12 protein-coding genes are annotated in these 15,079 nt (G+C 67.1%); 2 read left to right on the plus strand and 10 right to left on the minus strand.

Annotation, left to right across the window (positions count from 1 at the left end; translation table 11 throughout):
• Positions 1-11: 11 nt before the first annotated feature.
• From ACSQ3N_RS07410 to ACSQ3N_RS07445, 8 genes are all read right to left on the minus strand, one after another.
• Complete coding sequence (locus ACSQ3N_RS07410) at positions 12-1,079, minus strand: ABC transporter ATP-binding protein (RefSeq protein ID WP_436145973.1); 1,068 nt, start codon at positions 1,077-1,079, stop codon at positions 12-14.
• Complete coding sequence (locus ACSQ3N_RS07415; protein WP_436145974.1) at positions 1,069-1,866, minus strand: ABC transporter permease; 798 nt, start codon at positions 1,864-1,866, stop codon at positions 1,069-1,071. Before ACSQ3N_RS07415 ends, ACSQ3N_RS07410 begins: the two co-directional genes overlap by 11 nt.
• Before the next feature lie 180 nt (positions 1,867-2,046).
• Positions 2,047-2,862, minus strand: a complete 816-nt coding sequence (locus tag ACSQ3N_RS07420; protein WP_436145975.1) for an ABC transporter permease subunit — start codon at positions 2,860-2,862, stop codon at positions 2,047-2,049.
• 5 nt (positions 2,863-2,867) lie between these two features.
• Positions 2,868-3,881 carry an ABC transporter substrate-binding protein gene (locus tag ACSQ3N_RS07425; RefSeq protein WP_436145976.1) on the minus strand — a complete coding sequence of 338 codons (1,014 nt, stop codon included), beginning with the start codon at positions 3,879-3,881 and terminating at the stop codon, positions 2,868-2,870.
• Positions 3,882-3,942: 61 nt separating this feature from the next.
• Positions 3,943-4,935: a LacI family DNA-binding transcriptional regulator gene (locus ACSQ3N_RS07430; RefSeq protein WP_436145977.1), complete on the minus strand. Its 993-nt coding sequence runs from the start codon at positions 4,933-4,935 to the stop codon at positions 3,943-3,945.
• A gap of 138 nt (positions 4,936-5,073) precedes the next feature.
• Positions 5,074-5,607 carry a signal peptidase II gene (gene lspA / locus ACSQ3N_RS07435; protein ID WP_436145978.1) on the minus strand — a complete coding sequence of 178 codons (534 nt, stop codon included), beginning with the start codon at positions 5,605-5,607 and terminating at the stop codon, positions 5,074-5,076.
• Entirely contained in the window at positions 5,607-8,486 is a 2,880-nt protein-coding gene (ileS, locus tag ACSQ3N_RS07440; RefSeq protein ID WP_436145979.1) for an isoleucine--tRNA ligase, read from the minus strand. The genes lspA and ileS overlap by 1 nt, the downstream gene beginning before the upstream one ends.
• 109 nt (positions 8,487-8,595) lie before the next feature.
• Positions 8,596-9,645, minus strand: a complete 1,050-nt coding sequence (locus ACSQ3N_RS07445; RefSeq protein WP_436145980.1) for a bifunctional riboflavin kinase/FAD synthetase — start codon at positions 9,643-9,645, stop codon at positions 8,596-8,598.
• A gap of 334 nt (positions 9,646-9,979) precedes the next feature.
• On the opposite strand from ACSQ3N_RS07445, the gene ACSQ3N_RS07450 reads away from it, so the two are divergent.
• A complete protein-coding gene (locus ACSQ3N_RS07450; RefSeq protein WP_056161838.1) occupies positions 9,980-10,537 on the plus strand; it encodes an HNH endonuclease in 558 nt (185 codons plus the stop codon).
• Between the two features lie 86 nt (positions 10,538-10,623).
• Here the strand turns inward: ACSQ3N_RS07450 and ACSQ3N_RS07455 are convergent, their stop codons facing one another.
• Entirely contained in the window at positions 10,624-11,934 is a 1,311-nt protein-coding gene (locus ACSQ3N_RS07455; protein WP_436145981.1) for a tetratricopeptide repeat protein, read from the minus strand.
• Between the two features lie 174 nt (positions 11,935-12,108).
• Positions 12,109-14,208 carry a sensor histidine kinase gene (locus ACSQ3N_RS07460; RefSeq protein WP_082516684.1) on the minus strand — a complete coding sequence of 700 codons (2,100 nt, stop codon included), beginning with the start codon at positions 14,206-14,208 and terminating at the stop codon, positions 12,109-12,111.
• Positions 14,209-14,282: 74 nt separating this feature from the next.
• Here ACSQ3N_RS07460 and ACSQ3N_RS07465 point away from each other — a divergent pair, with 74 nt between their 5' ends.
• The gene (locus tag ACSQ3N_RS07465; RefSeq protein ID WP_235507222.1) at positions 14,283-14,972 is read left to right on the plus strand and encodes a response regulator transcription factor; all 690 of its coding nucleotides are present in this window, start codon (positions 14,283-14,285) and stop codon (positions 14,970-14,972) included.
• The last annotated feature ends 107 nt before the right edge of the window (positions 14,973-15,079 follow it).

Consider the following 15,079-nt stretch of genomic DNA (forward strand, 5'->3'; position numbering starts at 1 on the left):
TGTGGCAAGAGTCAGGACGCCTCGTGGCTGGGCATGAGGTGCTCGGAGTGGATGCGGATGGCCACGGGCTGGCCCTGGCGGGCCGGGTGGTCGCGGGCCACGTCGGCCTGCAGCGGGGGCTGGCCGGGCAGCGCCAGGGTGAGCTGCACGCGCTCGCCCAGAAAGCTGCGGCGCGCGACTTCGGCACGGCCCCAGCCTTCACCGTGCGCAGGGTTCACCTGCACGTCGATGTCTTCGGGCCGCACCAGCAGAACGGCATCGGCCGCGCAGGCCGCAGGGCAGGGCAGTTCGATGCCGCCCAGCCGTAACACGTTGCGCTGGCGGGCCGCCTCGTCGCGCTGCAGCCGGTTGACCCGGCCCAGGAAGGCGGCCACGAACGGGTGCGCCGGTGTGCGGTACAGCGTCTCGCCATCGCCCACCTGCACGATGCGGCCGGCCTGCATCACCGCCAGGCGGTCGGCGATGGCCAGGGCCTCCTGCTGGTCGTGCGTGACGTGGATGGCCGTGATGTGCAGGCGGCGCAGCAGCTCGGCGAGCTCGTCGCGCAGGGATTCCTTGAGCTTGGCGTCCAGCGCGGTGAGCGGCTCGTCCAGCAGCAGCACGCGCGGCCGCACTGCCACGGCGCGCGCCAGGGCCACGCGCTGGCGCTGGCCGCCCGAAAGTTCGGCGGGGCGCTTGCCCTCCAGCCCGTTCAGGCGCACCAGGTCCACCAGCTCGCCGACCACGCGGCGCTGCTCGGCCACATCGACACCGCGGATGCGCAGGCCGTAGCCGATGTTGGCGGCCACCGTCATCTGCGGAAACAGCGCGTAGTGCTGGAACACCATGCCGATGCCGCGTTGTTCGACGGGCAACTGCGTCACGTCCTGCCCGCCAAAGGCGATGCGGCTGCCCGCGTCGGGCGACTCCAGCCCCGCGATCAGGCGCAGCAGCGTGGTCTTGCCGCAGCCCGAGGGGCCCAGCAGCGCCAGCACTTCGCCGGGCTCCACCGTGAGGTCGGTGGGTTGCAGGCCGCTCGTGCCGTCGGCGTATGTTTTGGCGCACTGGACCACGTCCACGCGCGTGCGTTCAAGTTCCATGGTGTTTCTCGATGAAGGTGCCGACGGCCTGCAGGCCCCACAGCACGGGCAGGATGACGATCAGAAAGACCAGCGTGTAGGCGGAGCCGATCTCGATGCGCATGGAGGCATAGCTGTCGGCCAGGCCCACGGGCAGTGTCCGGGTGAGCGGGGTGTGCAGCATCCAGGTGAGGTTGAACTCGCCCACCGACAGCGTGAACACCATCAGGCTGCCCGCCACGATGGCCGGCAGCACGGCCGGCACCAGCACGCCCAGGAAGCGCTGCGCGAAGCTGGCCCCCAGCGAACGCGCGGCTTCCTCCAGCGAGCGCAGTTCGTCCTTCTGGAAGGCCGAGCCCACGGTGCGCACCATGAAGGGCAGCGTGAACACCATGTGCCCGACGAGGATGAAGGCGAAGCTCTGGCGAAAGCCCGAGAGCGTGCCGTAGGCCAGGATCAGCGCCAGCGCGCTGGCCAGCCCGGGCACCGCCACGGGCAGGGTGAGCAGCTCCTCGAAGAGGCGCGCCCAGCGCGATCGGCTGCGCGCCAGCGCATAGGCGCAGGGCACACCGATGACGAGGTTGCCTGCCACGCACAGCAGCGCCATCAGCAGCGATGCGCCCACGGTGCCGCCGTAGTTCTCCCACACCTCGCCGAGCCAGCGCAGCGTGAGCCCGCTTTTGAGGCCCACGCTGTAGTTGTTCACCAGCCCGGCCAGGACCGACAGCGCAATGGGCGCCAGCATGAACAGGGCCACCAGCGCGGTGAGCGCCACCAGGGACCAGGGGGCTTGTCGTGCGTTTCTCATAGTGGATGTATCAGTTATCGATGCCGCCATCGCGTTGCCCACGACGCTTGAAACTGGCGCGGCCAAGGCCAGTGCTCCCGTGCAAGGGCCGCCCCGCCGCACCGGGAGCGTCGCCCTCCCGACTCGCGCAGCGAGGCGAGAGAGGGGGAAGGCGCGAAGCGACTCAGGGGGTGTTTCATTTCAGAAAGCCGAGGTGCCGGACGCGCGGCGGGCGGCCCACAGCACCAGCCAGGTGATCAGGCCCAGCGTGATGGACAGGCTGGCTGCCAGCGCGAAGTTGGCGTAGTTGGTGAACTCGTTGTAGATGGTGATGGGCAGCACCTCGAACTTGCTGGCCAGCGTGAACGCTGTGCCGAAGGCGCCCATGGCGGTGGCGAAGACGATGGCCCCGCAGGCCAGCGTGGTGGGGGCCAGCTCGGGCAGCCACACGTCGCGCGCCACGCGCCAGCGCGAGGCACCGAGCGAGCGGGCGGCTTCTTCCAGTGCCGCGTCCATGGCGCCCGCCGCCGCGGTGTAGGTGGCGATGGCGCGCGGCAGCGAGAAATACAGGTAGGCCAGGAACAGGCCTGCGAGGCCATAGGCAAAGGTGATGCGGCCCAGGCCAAGGGCATCCGTCAGGTCCGCCACCAGCCCCTGGCGGCCACCCAGCAGGATCATGAAGAAGCCCACAATGACCCCGGGGAAGGACAGCGGAAGCGTGAGCAGCGACAGCAGCAGCTGCCGCCCGCGAAAGCGCTGGCGTGCCAGCGTGATGCCCACCAGGGCGCCCAGCACCAGCGTGGCCAGCGTCACGGCAAGCGACAGGCCCAGCGTCTGCAGCAGGCCCTGCAGGTAGCGGGCATTGGTCAGCACGACAAAATAGCTGGCCCAGCCCTTGCCGGCCGGCAGGGCCAGCAGCAAGGCCACGGGCAGCAGCCAGAAGGCCGCGAAGAAGGCCACGGCAGGGGCTGCGCAGGCGAGCAGCAGCGCGCGCGAGGGAGCGAAGCCGTGGCGCATGGGGCTCACTTCACTTCTGCGAGGTAGCGGTCCGAGAACGCCTTCTGCACGGCAGCCATGCGGCCGTAGTCCACCGTCTTGGCGCGGGCATAGTCGCTGGCGGGCAGGAAGCGCGCCTGCACGTCCTTGGGCATGGCGCTGGCGCGCACCGGGCGCAGGTAGGCATTCGCCCACAGGGCCTGGCCTTCGTCGGAGAGCACGAAGTCCAGCACCTTCTTGCCGTCTGCGGCGTGGGGCGCGCCGGCCACCAGGCTCATCACGTAGGGCACCACCAGCGTGCCTTCCGCAGGGATCACGAACTGAACGTTGGCCTGGTCCTTGTACCTGGCGCGGTAGGCGTTGAAGTCGTAGTCGAGCAGGATCGCGATCTCGCCCGAGAGCACGCGCGCATACGAGGTCTGCTTGGGCACGATGGGCTCGTTCTTCTGCAGCGCCTTGAAGTAGTCGATGCCGGGGCCGAAGTTCTCCAGCGTGCCGCCGCGCGCCTGGTTGGCGGCCACCGCGCCCACGTAGCCCACGAAGGCAGAGGCCGGGTCCAGGTAGCCGATGAGGCCCTTGTACTCGGGCTTGAGCAGGTCGGCCCAGGACTGCGGCACGGGCTTGCCCTTGAGCGCGTCCACATTGACCATGAAGCCGAGCGTGCCCGAGTGGATGGTGAACCAGTGGCCGGCCGGGTCCTTGAGGCCGTCGGGGATGTCCTTCCAAGCGGCGGGCTGGTAGGGCGCGACCAGGCCGTCCTTCTGGGCCTGGATGGCGAAGGTCACGCCGAGATATGTCACGTCGGCCACGGGGCGGGCCTTCTCGGCCGTCATCTGCGCGAGCGACTGGCCGGAGTTCTTGTTGTCCGGCGGCACGGTGACGCCGGTCTTGGCCTTGATGGCCTTGATCTGGCTGCCCCAGTCAGCCCATTCGGGCGGGCAGTTGTAGCAGATGGCCGTTTGCGCCATGGCGGTGCCGGCGGTCGCCAGGCCGAAGGCCAGCGTGGCGGCGCGCATGAAATGGGTGAGCGTGTATTTCATCGAAGACTCCTGTGGGACAAGGGGAGGTGGAGGTGGCGGGGGACGGGGTGAGAACGGGAAGTCATGCGGGCGCGCACGACTCACCGGTGCGAAAGTGGTGGGGCAGGGTCAGCCCTGCATCCGGTGCCAATGGCGTGCCGCTGGCCATGGCCTGCACCAGCAACTGCACGCTGCAGCGGCCGATATCGGCATTGGGCTGTGCGACGGTGCTCAACATGGGAGTGAGGTCCTCGCCCAGGGCGATGCCGTCGAAACCCACCACGCTCAGGTCGCGCGGCACGGCCAGCCCGGCCAGGTGCGCGGCGCGGATGCTGCGGATGGCCAGCAGGTCGTTGGAGCAGACCAGTGCGGTGGGGCGATCAGGGCCCTGCAGCAGGGCGGTGACGTCTTGCACCGCGGTTTCGATGAAGGGCACTTCGAGCACCCGCCCAACGGGAAGACCGGCGGCTGCCATGCCGCTGTGAAAGCCGCGGCTGCGCTGCTGCGCCCGGTCGGACGCGGCGAGCTGGCCGCTGACCATGGTGATGCGCCGGTGCCCGAGCGAGACCAGGTGCGCCACCCGCTCGGCCACGGCCTGCTCGCCGTCCACCGACACGCAGGGGTGGTCCGGGTGCCGGTTGTAGGCCAGCACGTAGGGCAGGCCCGCTTCGGCCAGGCGCTGCAGTGCGCTCGACGTAGCCGGGTTGGAGACCACGAGGACCATGCCGTCCACATTGCCGGCCAGGAGCAGGTGCACGGCGCGGTCTTCCTGAGCGATCTGGTAGTCGGTGGCAAACGGCAGGATGGCGTAGCCGGCAGCGACGGCGGCCTGCGCCAGGCCCTGCAGGCATTCGGCGAACACGGGGTTGAGCAGGGTGGGCAGCACCACGCCGATCACGCGGCTGCGCTGGGTGCGCAGGGTGCGCGCGCTGGCGTTGGGCAGGTAGCCCAGGGCCTGGGCGACCTGCTCCACATGCTCGCGCGTGGCCGGCGTCACCTTGTCGGGCAGGTTGAAGACCCGCGACACGGTGGCGACCGACACGCCCGCCTGGCGGGCCACGTCCTGAATGCTCATGGAACCTCGTTGCTATGTAAACGTTTACATTGGAACGAGGCCGTGTGACGCCGGTATGACCGGGCGCGGTGCCGGCCATGAAAAACGGCCCTCAATGGGGCCGTTCAGGGAATGCGGGGCAGGGCAGCCGCCCAGCTTCTATTTGGACCGCTTGACCCGCAGCAGCTCGTCCAGGATCAGGCAGGCCGCCCCGATGCTGATGGCCGTGTCGGCCAGGTTGAACGCCGGGAAGTGCCCGCCCGGGAACATGCCCGAGAGAAAGTCCCAGTGGAAGTCCAGGAAGTCCACCACGTAGCCGTGCATCAGCCGGTCCACCACGTTGCCCACGGCGCCGCCGAGGATGCTGGCCAACGAGAAGCAAAACAGCTTTTGCCCAGGGTGCGCGCGCAGTTGCCACACGATGAAGATCGTGGCCACCACGCCGATGCCGGTGAACAGCCAGCGCTGCCAGCCGCCCGCATTCGCCAGGAACGAGAACGCCGCCCCGGTGTTGTGCGCCCGCACGATGTTGAAGAAGCCCGTGATGAACGTGGAGTCCCCGAGCCGGTAGTTGTCCAGGATGAAGGTCTTGGTCAACTGGTCGGCCACCAGCAGGACCACGGCCCAGGCGAGCCACGGCCACATGGCTGCTGCGCCGGAGCGGCCGGAGAGCGAGGTGTTGCCGCGCGCCATTACGCGTGCCCCCGGCTCTCGCCCGCGCCGTACAGGTTGCTGGTGCAACGCCCGCAGATGGTGGGGTGCGCCGCATCGTGGCCCACATCGCTGCGGTAGTGCCAGCAGCGCTCGCACTTCGCATCGGAACTGGCGCTCACGCTGATCTGCAGTGCGCTACCAGCTACCAATTCGATAGCAGATGTGATGAACACGAACTTGAGGTCATCACCCAGGCTGGCCAGCAGCGCATGGTCTTCGGGCGCCGCGGTCAGCACCACGTTGGCCTGCAGGGACGAGCCCACCTGGCCGCCGGCGCGCAGGGCCTCGATCTCCTTGTTCACCATGTCGCGGATCTCGCGCAGGCGGCTCCACTTGGCCAGCAGGCCTTCGTCGGCGCTGGCGATCGAGCCGTAGGTTTCGAGGAAGATGGAGTCAGACGAGCCGAACACCTTCCACGCCTCTTCGGCGGTGAACGACAGGAACGGCGCCATCCAGCGCAGCATGCCGTGGGTGATGTGGTACAGCGCGGTCTGGGCGCTGCGGCGCGCCAAGCTCTTGGGCGCGGTGGTGTACAGCCGGTCTTTCAGCACATCCAGGTAGAAGCCGCCCAGATCTTCCGAACAATACAGCTGCAGCTTGGCCACCACGGGGTGGAACTCGTAGACCTTGTAGTGCGCGAGCACCGTGGCCTGGAACTCGGCCGCGCGCGTCAGGGCGTAGCGGTCGATCTCCAGCATCTGGTCGAACGGCACAGCGTCTGTTGCGGGGTCGAAGTCGCTCACGTTGGCCAGCAAAAAGCGCAGCGTGTTGCGGATGCGGCGGTAGGCGTCCACCACGCGCGCCAGGATCTTCTCGTCCCCCGCGATGTCGCCCGAGTAGTCGCTGGCGGCCACCCACAGGCGGATGATTTCGGCGCCCAGCTTCTTGTTGATCTCCTGCGGGTCGATGCCGTTGCCCAGCGACTTGCTCATCTTGCGGCCCTGGCTGTCCACGGTGAAGCCGTGGGTCAGCAGACCGCGGTAGGGCGCGCGGCCTTCGAGCGCGCTGGCCAACAGCAGCGAGCTGTGGAACCAGCCGCGGTGCTGGTCGTGGCCTTCCAGGTACAGGTCGGCCTCGGGGCCGGTGTCGTGGTGCACGTTGGGGTGCGTGCCGCGCAGTACGTGGAAGAACGTGGAGCCGGAGTCGAACCACACCTCCAGGATGTCGGTGCTCTTGGTGTAGCAGACCGCGTCTTCGGCACCCAGGATCTCCTCGGGCGTCACGCGGCTCCAGGCCTCGATGCCGCCCTTTTCCACGATGGCAGCCGCCTGGTCCATGATCTCCATGGTGCGCGGGTGCAGCTCGCCCGAGTCCTTGTGCAAGAAGAACGGGATGGGCACGCCCCAGCTGCGCTGGCGCGAGATGCACCAATCGGGCCGGTTGGCGATCATGTCGTGCAGGCGGGTCTTGCCGTTCTCGGGGTAGAAGCTGGTGTGCTCGATGGCGTCCAGCGCGATCTGGCGCAGCGTCTTGGCGGGCTTTTCGCCGGCCTTGGTGAACACGCCTTCGCCTTCGTCCATGCGGATGAACCACTGCGCCGCGGCGCGGTAGATCACCGGCGTCTTGTGGCGCCAGCAGTGCGGGTAGCTGTGGGTGATCTCCTTGGTGGCCATCAGGCGGCCGGCATTGCGCAGCGCCTCGATGACCACGGGCACGGCCTTCCAGATGTGCTGGCCGCCGAACAGCGGGAAGTCCGGCGCATAGGTGCCGTTGCCCTGCACCGGGTTCAGGATGTCGTCCAGCGCCAGACCGTGGGACACGCAGGAGTTGAAATCCTCCAGCCCGTAGGCGGGCGAGGAGTGCACGATACCCGTACCGTCGTCGGCCGTGGCGTAGTCGGCCAGGTACACGGGCGACAGGCGTCGGTAGCCGTAGCTGCCGTCCTCGCTGGCCACGTCGTACAGCGGGTGTTCGAATTCGAGGCCGCCCAGGTTCTTGCCCAGGGTGGTGGCCAGCACTTGGCCGGTGAGGCCGTAGCGCTCCAGGCACGAGGCCACCAGCGGTTCGGCCACCAGCAGCAGGCGCTCGCCGGCATCGACCAGCGCGTAGCTGATCTCGGGGTTCAGGTTCAGCGCCTGGTTGGCGGGGATGGTCCACGCGGTGGTGGTCCAGATCACCACGAAGGCGTCCTTGGCGAGCGCGGGCACGCCGAAGGCGGCGGCCAGCTTCGCAGGCTCGTGCGCCTTGAAGGCCACGTCCAGCGTGGTGCTCTTCTTGTCGGCGTATTCGATCTCGAACTCGGCCAGCGAGCTGCCGCAGTCGAAGCACCAGTACACGGGCTTCAGGCCCCGGTACACGAAGCCGCGCTCCATCACGCGCTTGAACGCACGGATCTCGCCCGCCTCGTTGGCGAAGTTCATGGTCTTGTAGGGGTTGTCCCATTCGCCGAGCACGCCCAGGCGCTGGAAGTCGCCCATCTGCTGCGCGATCTGCTCGGTGGCGAACGCCCGGCTCTTGGCCTGCATGTCGTCGCGGCTGAGGTTGCGGCCGTGCTTCTTCTCGATGGCGTTCTCGATCGGCAGGCCGTGGCAGTCCCAGCCGGGCACGTACAGCGCGTCGAAGCCTTCGAGCTGGCGCGCCTTGGTGATCATGTCCTTCAGGATCTTGTTGACCGCGTGGCCCATGTGGATCTGGCCATTGGCATAGGGCGGGCCGTCGTGCAGGATGAACTTGGGCGCGCCCCGGCGGGCATCGCGCAGGCGCTTGTAGATGCCTTTGTCGTCCCACTCCTTGACCCAGCCCGGCTCGCGCTTGGGCAGGTCGCCGCGCATGGGGAAGGGGGTGTCGGGCAGGTTCAGGGTGCTGCGGTAGTCCGTGGCGGTGGGGGCGGACGCGGAACTGACGTTGTCGTCGGACATGAAGAGGCCTTAAAAACTGAACATTCCGGGGCGTGCCCGGAAGGGGGGAGGGGGTGCGCGAAAAGGATGTGTGTGCCCGCTCAGGCGGGCGCTGCGGTAAGCAGCCCCCTCAAATTCGGTCGCGCGTGGTCTGGCGCCGGGTCTCGGTGTGCGACGCGATGGCGGCCGTCGCAAAGTAGGCGCGCGCATCGTCGCAGTCCTTGGCGATGCCCGTTGTCAGGGCGTCCAGGCTGTCGTACTTGAGCTCGTCGTGCAGTTTGTGCAGCAGTTCCACCCGCACGATTTTACCGTACGCCCCCTCGGGGTCCAGATCGGCGGGCCATTGCAGGCAGTGGGTTTCGAGCAGCACGCGTCCGCCGTTGACGTCGTTGGGGTCCAGCGAAGGCCGCACGCCCAGGTTGGCCACGCCGGGCAGAGGCACATCGCCCAGGCCATGCACCAGCACCGCGAAGATGCCGCTGGCAGCCGGCTTCCAGTGGGCAAAGCGCAGGTTCAGCGTGCGAAAGCCGTCGCCGGCCCCCGCGCCGGTCGCGCCCAGCTCGCGCCCGAGCTTGCGGCCATGCACCACGTGGCCCGAGATGGTGTAGGGCCGCCCCAGCAGGCGCGCCGCGGATTCCATGTCGCCCCGGCCCAGCGCATCGCGCACGGCCGAGCTCGACACCCGAAGGCCATGCACCTCGTAGCTGTTCATGCGCGCCACGTCGAAGCCCCGGGCCTGGCCGGCGGCGTCCAGCATGGCGTAGTCGCCCGCGCGCTGGCGGCCGAACCGGAAGTCGTCGCCCACCAGCACATAGCGCGCGTTCAGGCCGCGCATCAGCACCTCGTCGATGAACTCGGCCGGCGACTGGGCGGCCAGTCGCGCATCGAACGGCAGCACCACGGTCTGCTGCACGCCGCACCGCGCCAGCTCGGTGAGCTTGTCGCGCAGCGTACCGATGCGGGCCGGCGCCAGCTCGGGCTTGTTGTGCGCCCCGGCGAAGTAGTCGCGCGGGTGGGGCTCGAAGGTCAGCACGCAGCTTTCGACCCCGCGGTGCGCCGCCTCGCTGTTGAGCAGGGCCAGCATGGCCTGGTGACCTCGGTGCACCCCGTCGAAGTTGCCGATGGTCAGCGCGCACGCGCTGGCGATGCCCCGGTGGTGGAATCCGCGAAAGATCTTCATTGGTTTGTTATCTTTTTGATAGCAGCACGCGCATATCCATCAAGCGCAGGACGCCAATTTGTCATCAAAACGGAGTATATTGTGACCGAGGGGCCTTCCAGAGCAGGGTGGCCCGCGAGACATCCGCGTTCCGATTACTAGGGAGCCTCTGTACGATTCGGGCGGCAAGTGAGCGCTGCGGATCGGGATGGGCTGCAAGGCGCAAAGCGCAGCAATAGCCGTAGCTATTGCGAGCATTGGCAACGCCGCAGACCGCCCGAGACCGCAGATGCACACGGCGCGCCGATTCGTGCAGAGGTTTCCTGGTGTTCATTCTTGTTCCAGGAGGCGTGTTTTGAAGGTCTTGAAGCTGTCGGCCCAAGGGCTGCCCCAATCATGGATTTCGCTCGAACAGGCGGTCATCCACTACGCCGCCGATGAGGTGCGCTGGGAATCAGGCGCCCACATCGCCCGGTTCCGCGGTGGGTACAACGCTGTCACCGGCGAGCAGTCGGTGATCGCGGTGAACAGCATCATCGGGACCAAGGGCGTGCCGGGCATCAACCCGTTCGACCTGAAACCCAGCCTCACCAACAGCAAGCTCTTCGCCCGCGACCGCAACGTCTGCGCCTACTGCGGCGGCCATTTCCACGAAGAAGACCTCACGCGCGAACACATCGTGCCCTTTGCCCGCAACGGGCAGGACCACTGGATGAACGTGGTCACCGCCTGCCGCCCCTGCAACCACCGAAAGGGCCCGCGCACCCCCGAGCAGGCCCACATGCCACTGCTCTACGCGCCGTACATCCCCAGCCTGTGGGAAGACTTCATCCTGCGCAACCGGCGCATCCTGGCCGACCAGATGGAGTTTCTGATCGCCCATGTGCCCAAATCGTCGCGGCTGCTGGGATAGTGCAGCGGATGCTTCGCAGAGAAGGCCCGCCCCGCTGAAGAGCAGGGGCCAGAGCTTCGAGTTGCGCTGCGCTGCGGCTGTACGCCTTATGCGGGCTTGTGCGCAGTGACCACAAACCCGTGGACAGGCTGTCCACCCTCATGGCGCAGTACCGTGTCCTCGATCACCACAGCGTCGAATCCGGCACGCTTGCAAAGAGCTTCCACGTGGCTTCGTTTGTGGGTGTAACGCCCCGAGGGCAGCAGCACCAGGTCAGGGCCTGTTTCGTCGCCGATCTCGCACGAGAAGATCAGTTCACCGTCCGCCGCAAGCACGCGGAAGGCGTTGGGAATGGCTTGCGTCAAGTCGCCGGCATAGATGAATACATCCAGTGCAGCCACCACCTGGTACAGACCTTCCGGTGTGTCTTTCAGCGCATCGTGCAGATTGACGGTGTGGAACCGGTCGTACACGTTGTGGCGAGCCGCCTGTTCCACCATCTTGAGTGAAACGTCCACACCGATCAAGGCACCTTCCAGGCGGCCCAGACACACTCCGAGCAGACCTGTGCCGCAGCCAAGGTCCAGCACGTTGAGCTTCTTGTGCGGATAGCGAGCCAGGATCTGGTCGGCTACTTGCTTGGGCAACTGGTACTTGAGACCGCGGACCATGTGCTGGTCATAAATTTCGGCCATGCCGTCGAACAGCGGACGGGTCAGCTCTGCAGGCTGCTGCGCCGGCGTACGGCCGTTGGCAAGCTCGGCGTAGTACTGGTAGACCGCATCATCCGGCGCCAGAGCCAGCAGTGCCGACGTGTCCTTGGCGGCATCGGCGGCCTTGCCAGCGGCCACGCAGGCCTGCACTCGGCCGACCAGCGATTGCGTGTCGGTAGGGTTGGCTGCGATCAGGGCGTCCCACACGGCAAGTGACTCGTCATGGCGGCCCAGCTCGCTCAGGTCGCGCGCCAGCAGGCGCTGCAGCGTGGCATCGCCGGGCACCAAGACCAGGCCGCGGCGCAGATGGCGGACGGCCATTTCAGCGTGTCCCGAGCGATGGGCGATGTCAACGACACCTGCCAGTACCTGCAGATTCTGGGGTTCCAGTGCAGCCACCTTCTCCGCTGTTTCCACAGCTTCTTGAAACTGGTTCTGGCGGGCCAGGAGCAACGCCAGCTCCAGCAGGCCGGGTCCCCAGGCCGGGGCCAGCGACACTGCCTTGCGCAGCGATTCAAATGCGCCCTTCACATTGCCAGCCTTTTCCGCCAGCAGGCCGCCGAGCATGTGCACGCGCGCATCCTGGGGCCACAGTGCGTTGGCCTTGTTCAGCGTCGCCGCAGCGTTTCTGAGGTCGCCCTTCGTGAGCTGCTCACGGGCTTTGGTCAAGTACTTGAGATTGGGATCGTTCGCTGTGGCGCTCATGGGTGCAGAGGAGTTGCATCAGACCGTCGGTCAGTCAGTCTGAAAGGCTGTCGGTGTCCGGTTGTTCTACCGGGCAAAACCGAGATTATCCAGGATTCGCGCAGACCGCCGCCTTGTGGTGGCCTGCGCGCCTGGCATTGCCAGCGCAGGCCCTCGCCGCATGCCTTGCGCCGTTCACGGATGCGCGGCGTCGGCTCGCGGACGACCGGCGTCTGGCTGTGGTCCCACGCGCTGCGCGCCCAGAGTCAACGTAAAGCACGCCCCCTCCCCAGGCCTGGACTCCACTGTGATGTCACCACCGTGCAGCCGCGCCACGCGGCGCGTCACCCACAGGCCCAGGCCGAAGCCCTTGCTCTGGTCGGTGCGGTCCCCGCGTTCGAACCGCTGGAAGATGCGGTTCATCACCTCCAGCGACATGCCCGAGCCCTCGTCCGCGACGGAAATCTCCAGCAGGCCCGAATCTGCTTTTCGGGCTGCGATGAAGATCTCTCCCGCCGACGCGTACTTCACCGCGTTGTCGACCAGGTTGGACAGCGCAATGCGCACCAGCGTCTCGTCGCACACCCACTCCTCGGGAGCAGACTCGGTGAAAAGGCGCAGGCGGTGGCGGGGGGACCAGTGCACCAGCTGGGCGGCGTGTTCCAGCAGATCGGCCACCCGCACGGGGGAGGCCTGCAGCGTGAATCCCGCCGTGTCCAGCCGCTCGCTGATGAGGCAGCTGTCCACCAGCGAGGTCAATCGCCGGCAGGCGCGGCGCATCTGGGCGGCGCGGTCTTTTTGCACGGTCAGGTCGGGCGAGGGGAACGCCTGCTGCTCGGCCGCAGCGCTGTCCACCACGGCCAGGGGCGTCCTGAACTCATGGCTGATCATGTGAAAGAACTGCCGCTGCTCCAGCCGCAACTCCCGCTCGTTGTCGAGCGCGTGCCCCAACGCCACCTGCGTGTGCGAGAGCTCCGACGTGCGCTGCTCGATGCGCTCTTCCAGCGACTGCTCGGACTGCGCCAGCCGCGCGATGGCCAGGTCCTTGACGCGCTGGATGTCCCGATAGCGCACGACCAGGCCCACGAAGACGGCGCAGGCGATCAGCAGCGTGAAGACGATGATTTCCGCCTGCCACAGCGCGGTGGCATCGATGTTCCAGTGCAGTGCGCCGGTCATGATGATGGTGATCGGAACACCCGCCACCGCATGCAGTCCATAGGCGGCCAGGAGCAGCGTGTGCAGGGCCCGCTTCTCGCGCCGCCGCAGCGCCAGCACGCACAGTGCGATGGCGATCAAATCGCTGGTGATCAGCGACAGCAGATTCACCCAGGCCACCGAGCCATAGAAGCCGAGGGGAACGCTGAGCGAGCCTGCCAGATTGAGGGCGACCAGCCCGATGAGCAGCTTGTCCGTGCGGCGGTAGCGGCTGGTGCGCGACAGCTGCTGGCGGACCTGCCACGCCAGCGTGGCGGCCAGCATGAACGCACCGATGCCCACGGCGTGGCTTGCCATCTGCGTGAGCGCGGCCGGCGCCCACAGGCTGGAGTAGCCCCGCACATTGAAGATGTGGATGAAGCTCACTGTCCCCAGTACGGCCAGGGCCATGAGCGAGCGGGTGCGGAAGATGGCAGCGGCGGCCCACACCGCCAGCAGCAGTGCGGCCATGGCACCAAAGTACAGCCCCATCACGCGCTCCGAGCGGGCCAACGCGGTGGCCAGCGCCTGGGTCCCCAGAATGCTGCCTTGCAACTGCATGGCGCTGGTCGTCTCAATGCGGATGAGCGCGGTCGCGCCGGGCGCCAGCCGAAACAGATGCTGGCGAACCCCCGATTTGTGCGCCGACGGCACATGGTCTCCGCTGATCTGTGCGGACCAGTCCCCACTCGCGCTGCGCTGGTACAGCGTGATGGAATCCAGGTACGTGGGTTGTGCCAGAAGCCACAGTGCACCGGGGTCCGTGCCGGGTGGCAGCGCCGGGACGTCGAAGCGAAGCCAGACCGGATGGCTCAGATATCCCGCGCTGAGCGAGTGCCTCAAGCGCGCGACGCCAGCCTGCGCTTGCGCCGTCGCCACATCATCGGGGCCCAGCCGGTGGTCCGGATCGTCCAGCCGATCCATGGGGAGGTCCCATCCCAGCTGCCATTGAAAGTCCTGCGCCACCGCGTTGGCGTGCGAAAACAACGCTGAAAAAAACAGCCAGCCCATCACCAGCCACAGCCGCAGGCCGCGCGCACCAAAGGTTGCCGCCGGATGGGGGATATGGGTCGTGAGTATTCGTGAGTTCTCGTGCATGGCTCGGTACAAAGGGCACTGCCACAATAGTACGTATCAATCTGTTTCGCGACCTGCAAAGCCCCATTTTTCCCATGTCTGCCGAAGCCACGATCGCAGTTGTCGAAGACGACGAGGACATCCGCAGCAATGTGTGCAGCTTCCTTGCGCGCTCGGGATTCCACGCGTGGGGCGCCGAGTCGGCCGAAGATTTTTACGTGCAGCTGCTGCGCGAACGTGCGGACCTCGTGGTGGTGGACATCGGCTTGCCCGGGGAAGACGGGTTGAGCCTTCTCACCCGGTTGGCCTCGCAAGGGGTCTCCACCGTTCTCATGACCGCCCGTGCAGATCTGGACAGCCGCATCGCAGGCCTGGAGGCCGGGGCGCTGCAGTATTTCGTCAAGCCCGTCGACATGCAGGAGCTGGTGGCCGGTATCCGCTCGCAGCTGCGCAACAAGCGGCTGCAGGGGCCGGGCAGCGGTGACGCCAATGCCGCGGTGCCCTGGCAGCTGGATGCCGCAGCCGCCACGCTGCGCGCACCCAACCAGCAGGTGGTGTCGTTGACCACAAGAGAGCTCGAACTGCTGTCGTGCCTGCTGCACAGCCCGGGCGTGCTGGTGAGCAAGCAAATGCTGGTGCAGGCCGTGGGTGGCCGCAATCTGGACGACGATTTTCATCGCATCGAATCAGCCTTGACCCGGCTGCGCCGCAAAACGATGGACGACACCGGCCTGGCATTGCCAGTGCGAGCGGTTTTTGGAAAAGGGCTCGTGTTTGCAACATGAATTGACACCCCTTTCGCCAGCGGGTTGACGGGGCGACGAACGCCTTAGCAACCGCACCTATTCCCCCCATTTATTTGGTTGTGCATGCCGCAAGGCAGGGCGCAGCC

Source organism: Acidovorax sp. LjRoot194 (assembly GCF_964253015.1).
In the GTDB taxonomy this organism is placed as follows: Bacteria; Pseudomonadota; Gammaproteobacteria; order Burkholderiales; family Burkholderiaceae_C; genus Acidovorax.

Excerpts from the sequence above, each read along its gene's own strand:
- ileS (WP_436145979.1), bottom strand. The coding sequence starts at position 8,486 with ATGTCCGACGACAACGTCAGTTCCGCGTCCGCCCCCACCGCCACGGAC.
- ACSQ3N_RS07425 (WP_436145976.1), bottom strand. The coding sequence starts at position 3,881 with ATGAAATACACGCTCACCCATTTCATGCGCGCCGCCACGCTGGCCTTC.
- ACSQ3N_RS07465 (WP_235507222.1), top strand. The coding sequence starts at position 14,283 with ATGTCTGCCGAAGCCACGATCGCAGTTGTCGAAGACGACGAGGACATC.
- ACSQ3N_RS07455 (WP_436145981.1), bottom strand. The coding sequence starts at position 11,934 with ATGAGCGCCACAGCGAACGATCCCAATCTCAAGTACTTGACCAAAGCC.
- ACSQ3N_RS07430 (WP_436145977.1), bottom strand. The coding sequence starts at position 4,935 with ATGAGCATTCAGGACGTGGCCCGCCAGGCGGGCGTGTCGGTCGCCACC.
- ACSQ3N_RS07460 (WP_082516684.1), bottom strand. The coding sequence starts at position 14,208 with ATGCACGAGAACTCACGAATACTCACGACCCATATCCCCCATCCGGCG.
- lspA (WP_436145978.1), bottom strand. The coding sequence starts at position 5,607 with ATGGCGCGCGGCAACACCTCGCTCTCCGGCCGCTCCGGCGCAGCAGCC.
- ACSQ3N_RS07410 (WP_436145973.1), bottom strand. The coding sequence starts at position 1,079 with ATGGAACTTGAACGCACGCGCGTGGACGTGGTCCAGTGCGCCAAAACA.
- ACSQ3N_RS07445 (WP_436145980.1), bottom strand. The coding sequence starts at position 9,645 with ATGAAGATCTTTCGCGGATTCCACCACCGGGGCATCGCCAGCGCGTGC.
- ACSQ3N_RS07415 (WP_436145974.1), bottom strand. The coding sequence starts at position 1,866 with ATGAGAAACGCACGACAAGCCCCCTGGTCCCTGGTGGCGCTCACCGCG.
- ACSQ3N_RS07420 (WP_436145975.1), bottom strand. The coding sequence starts at position 2,862 with ATGCGCCACGGCTTCGCTCCCTCGCGCGCGCTGCTGCTCGCCTGCGCA.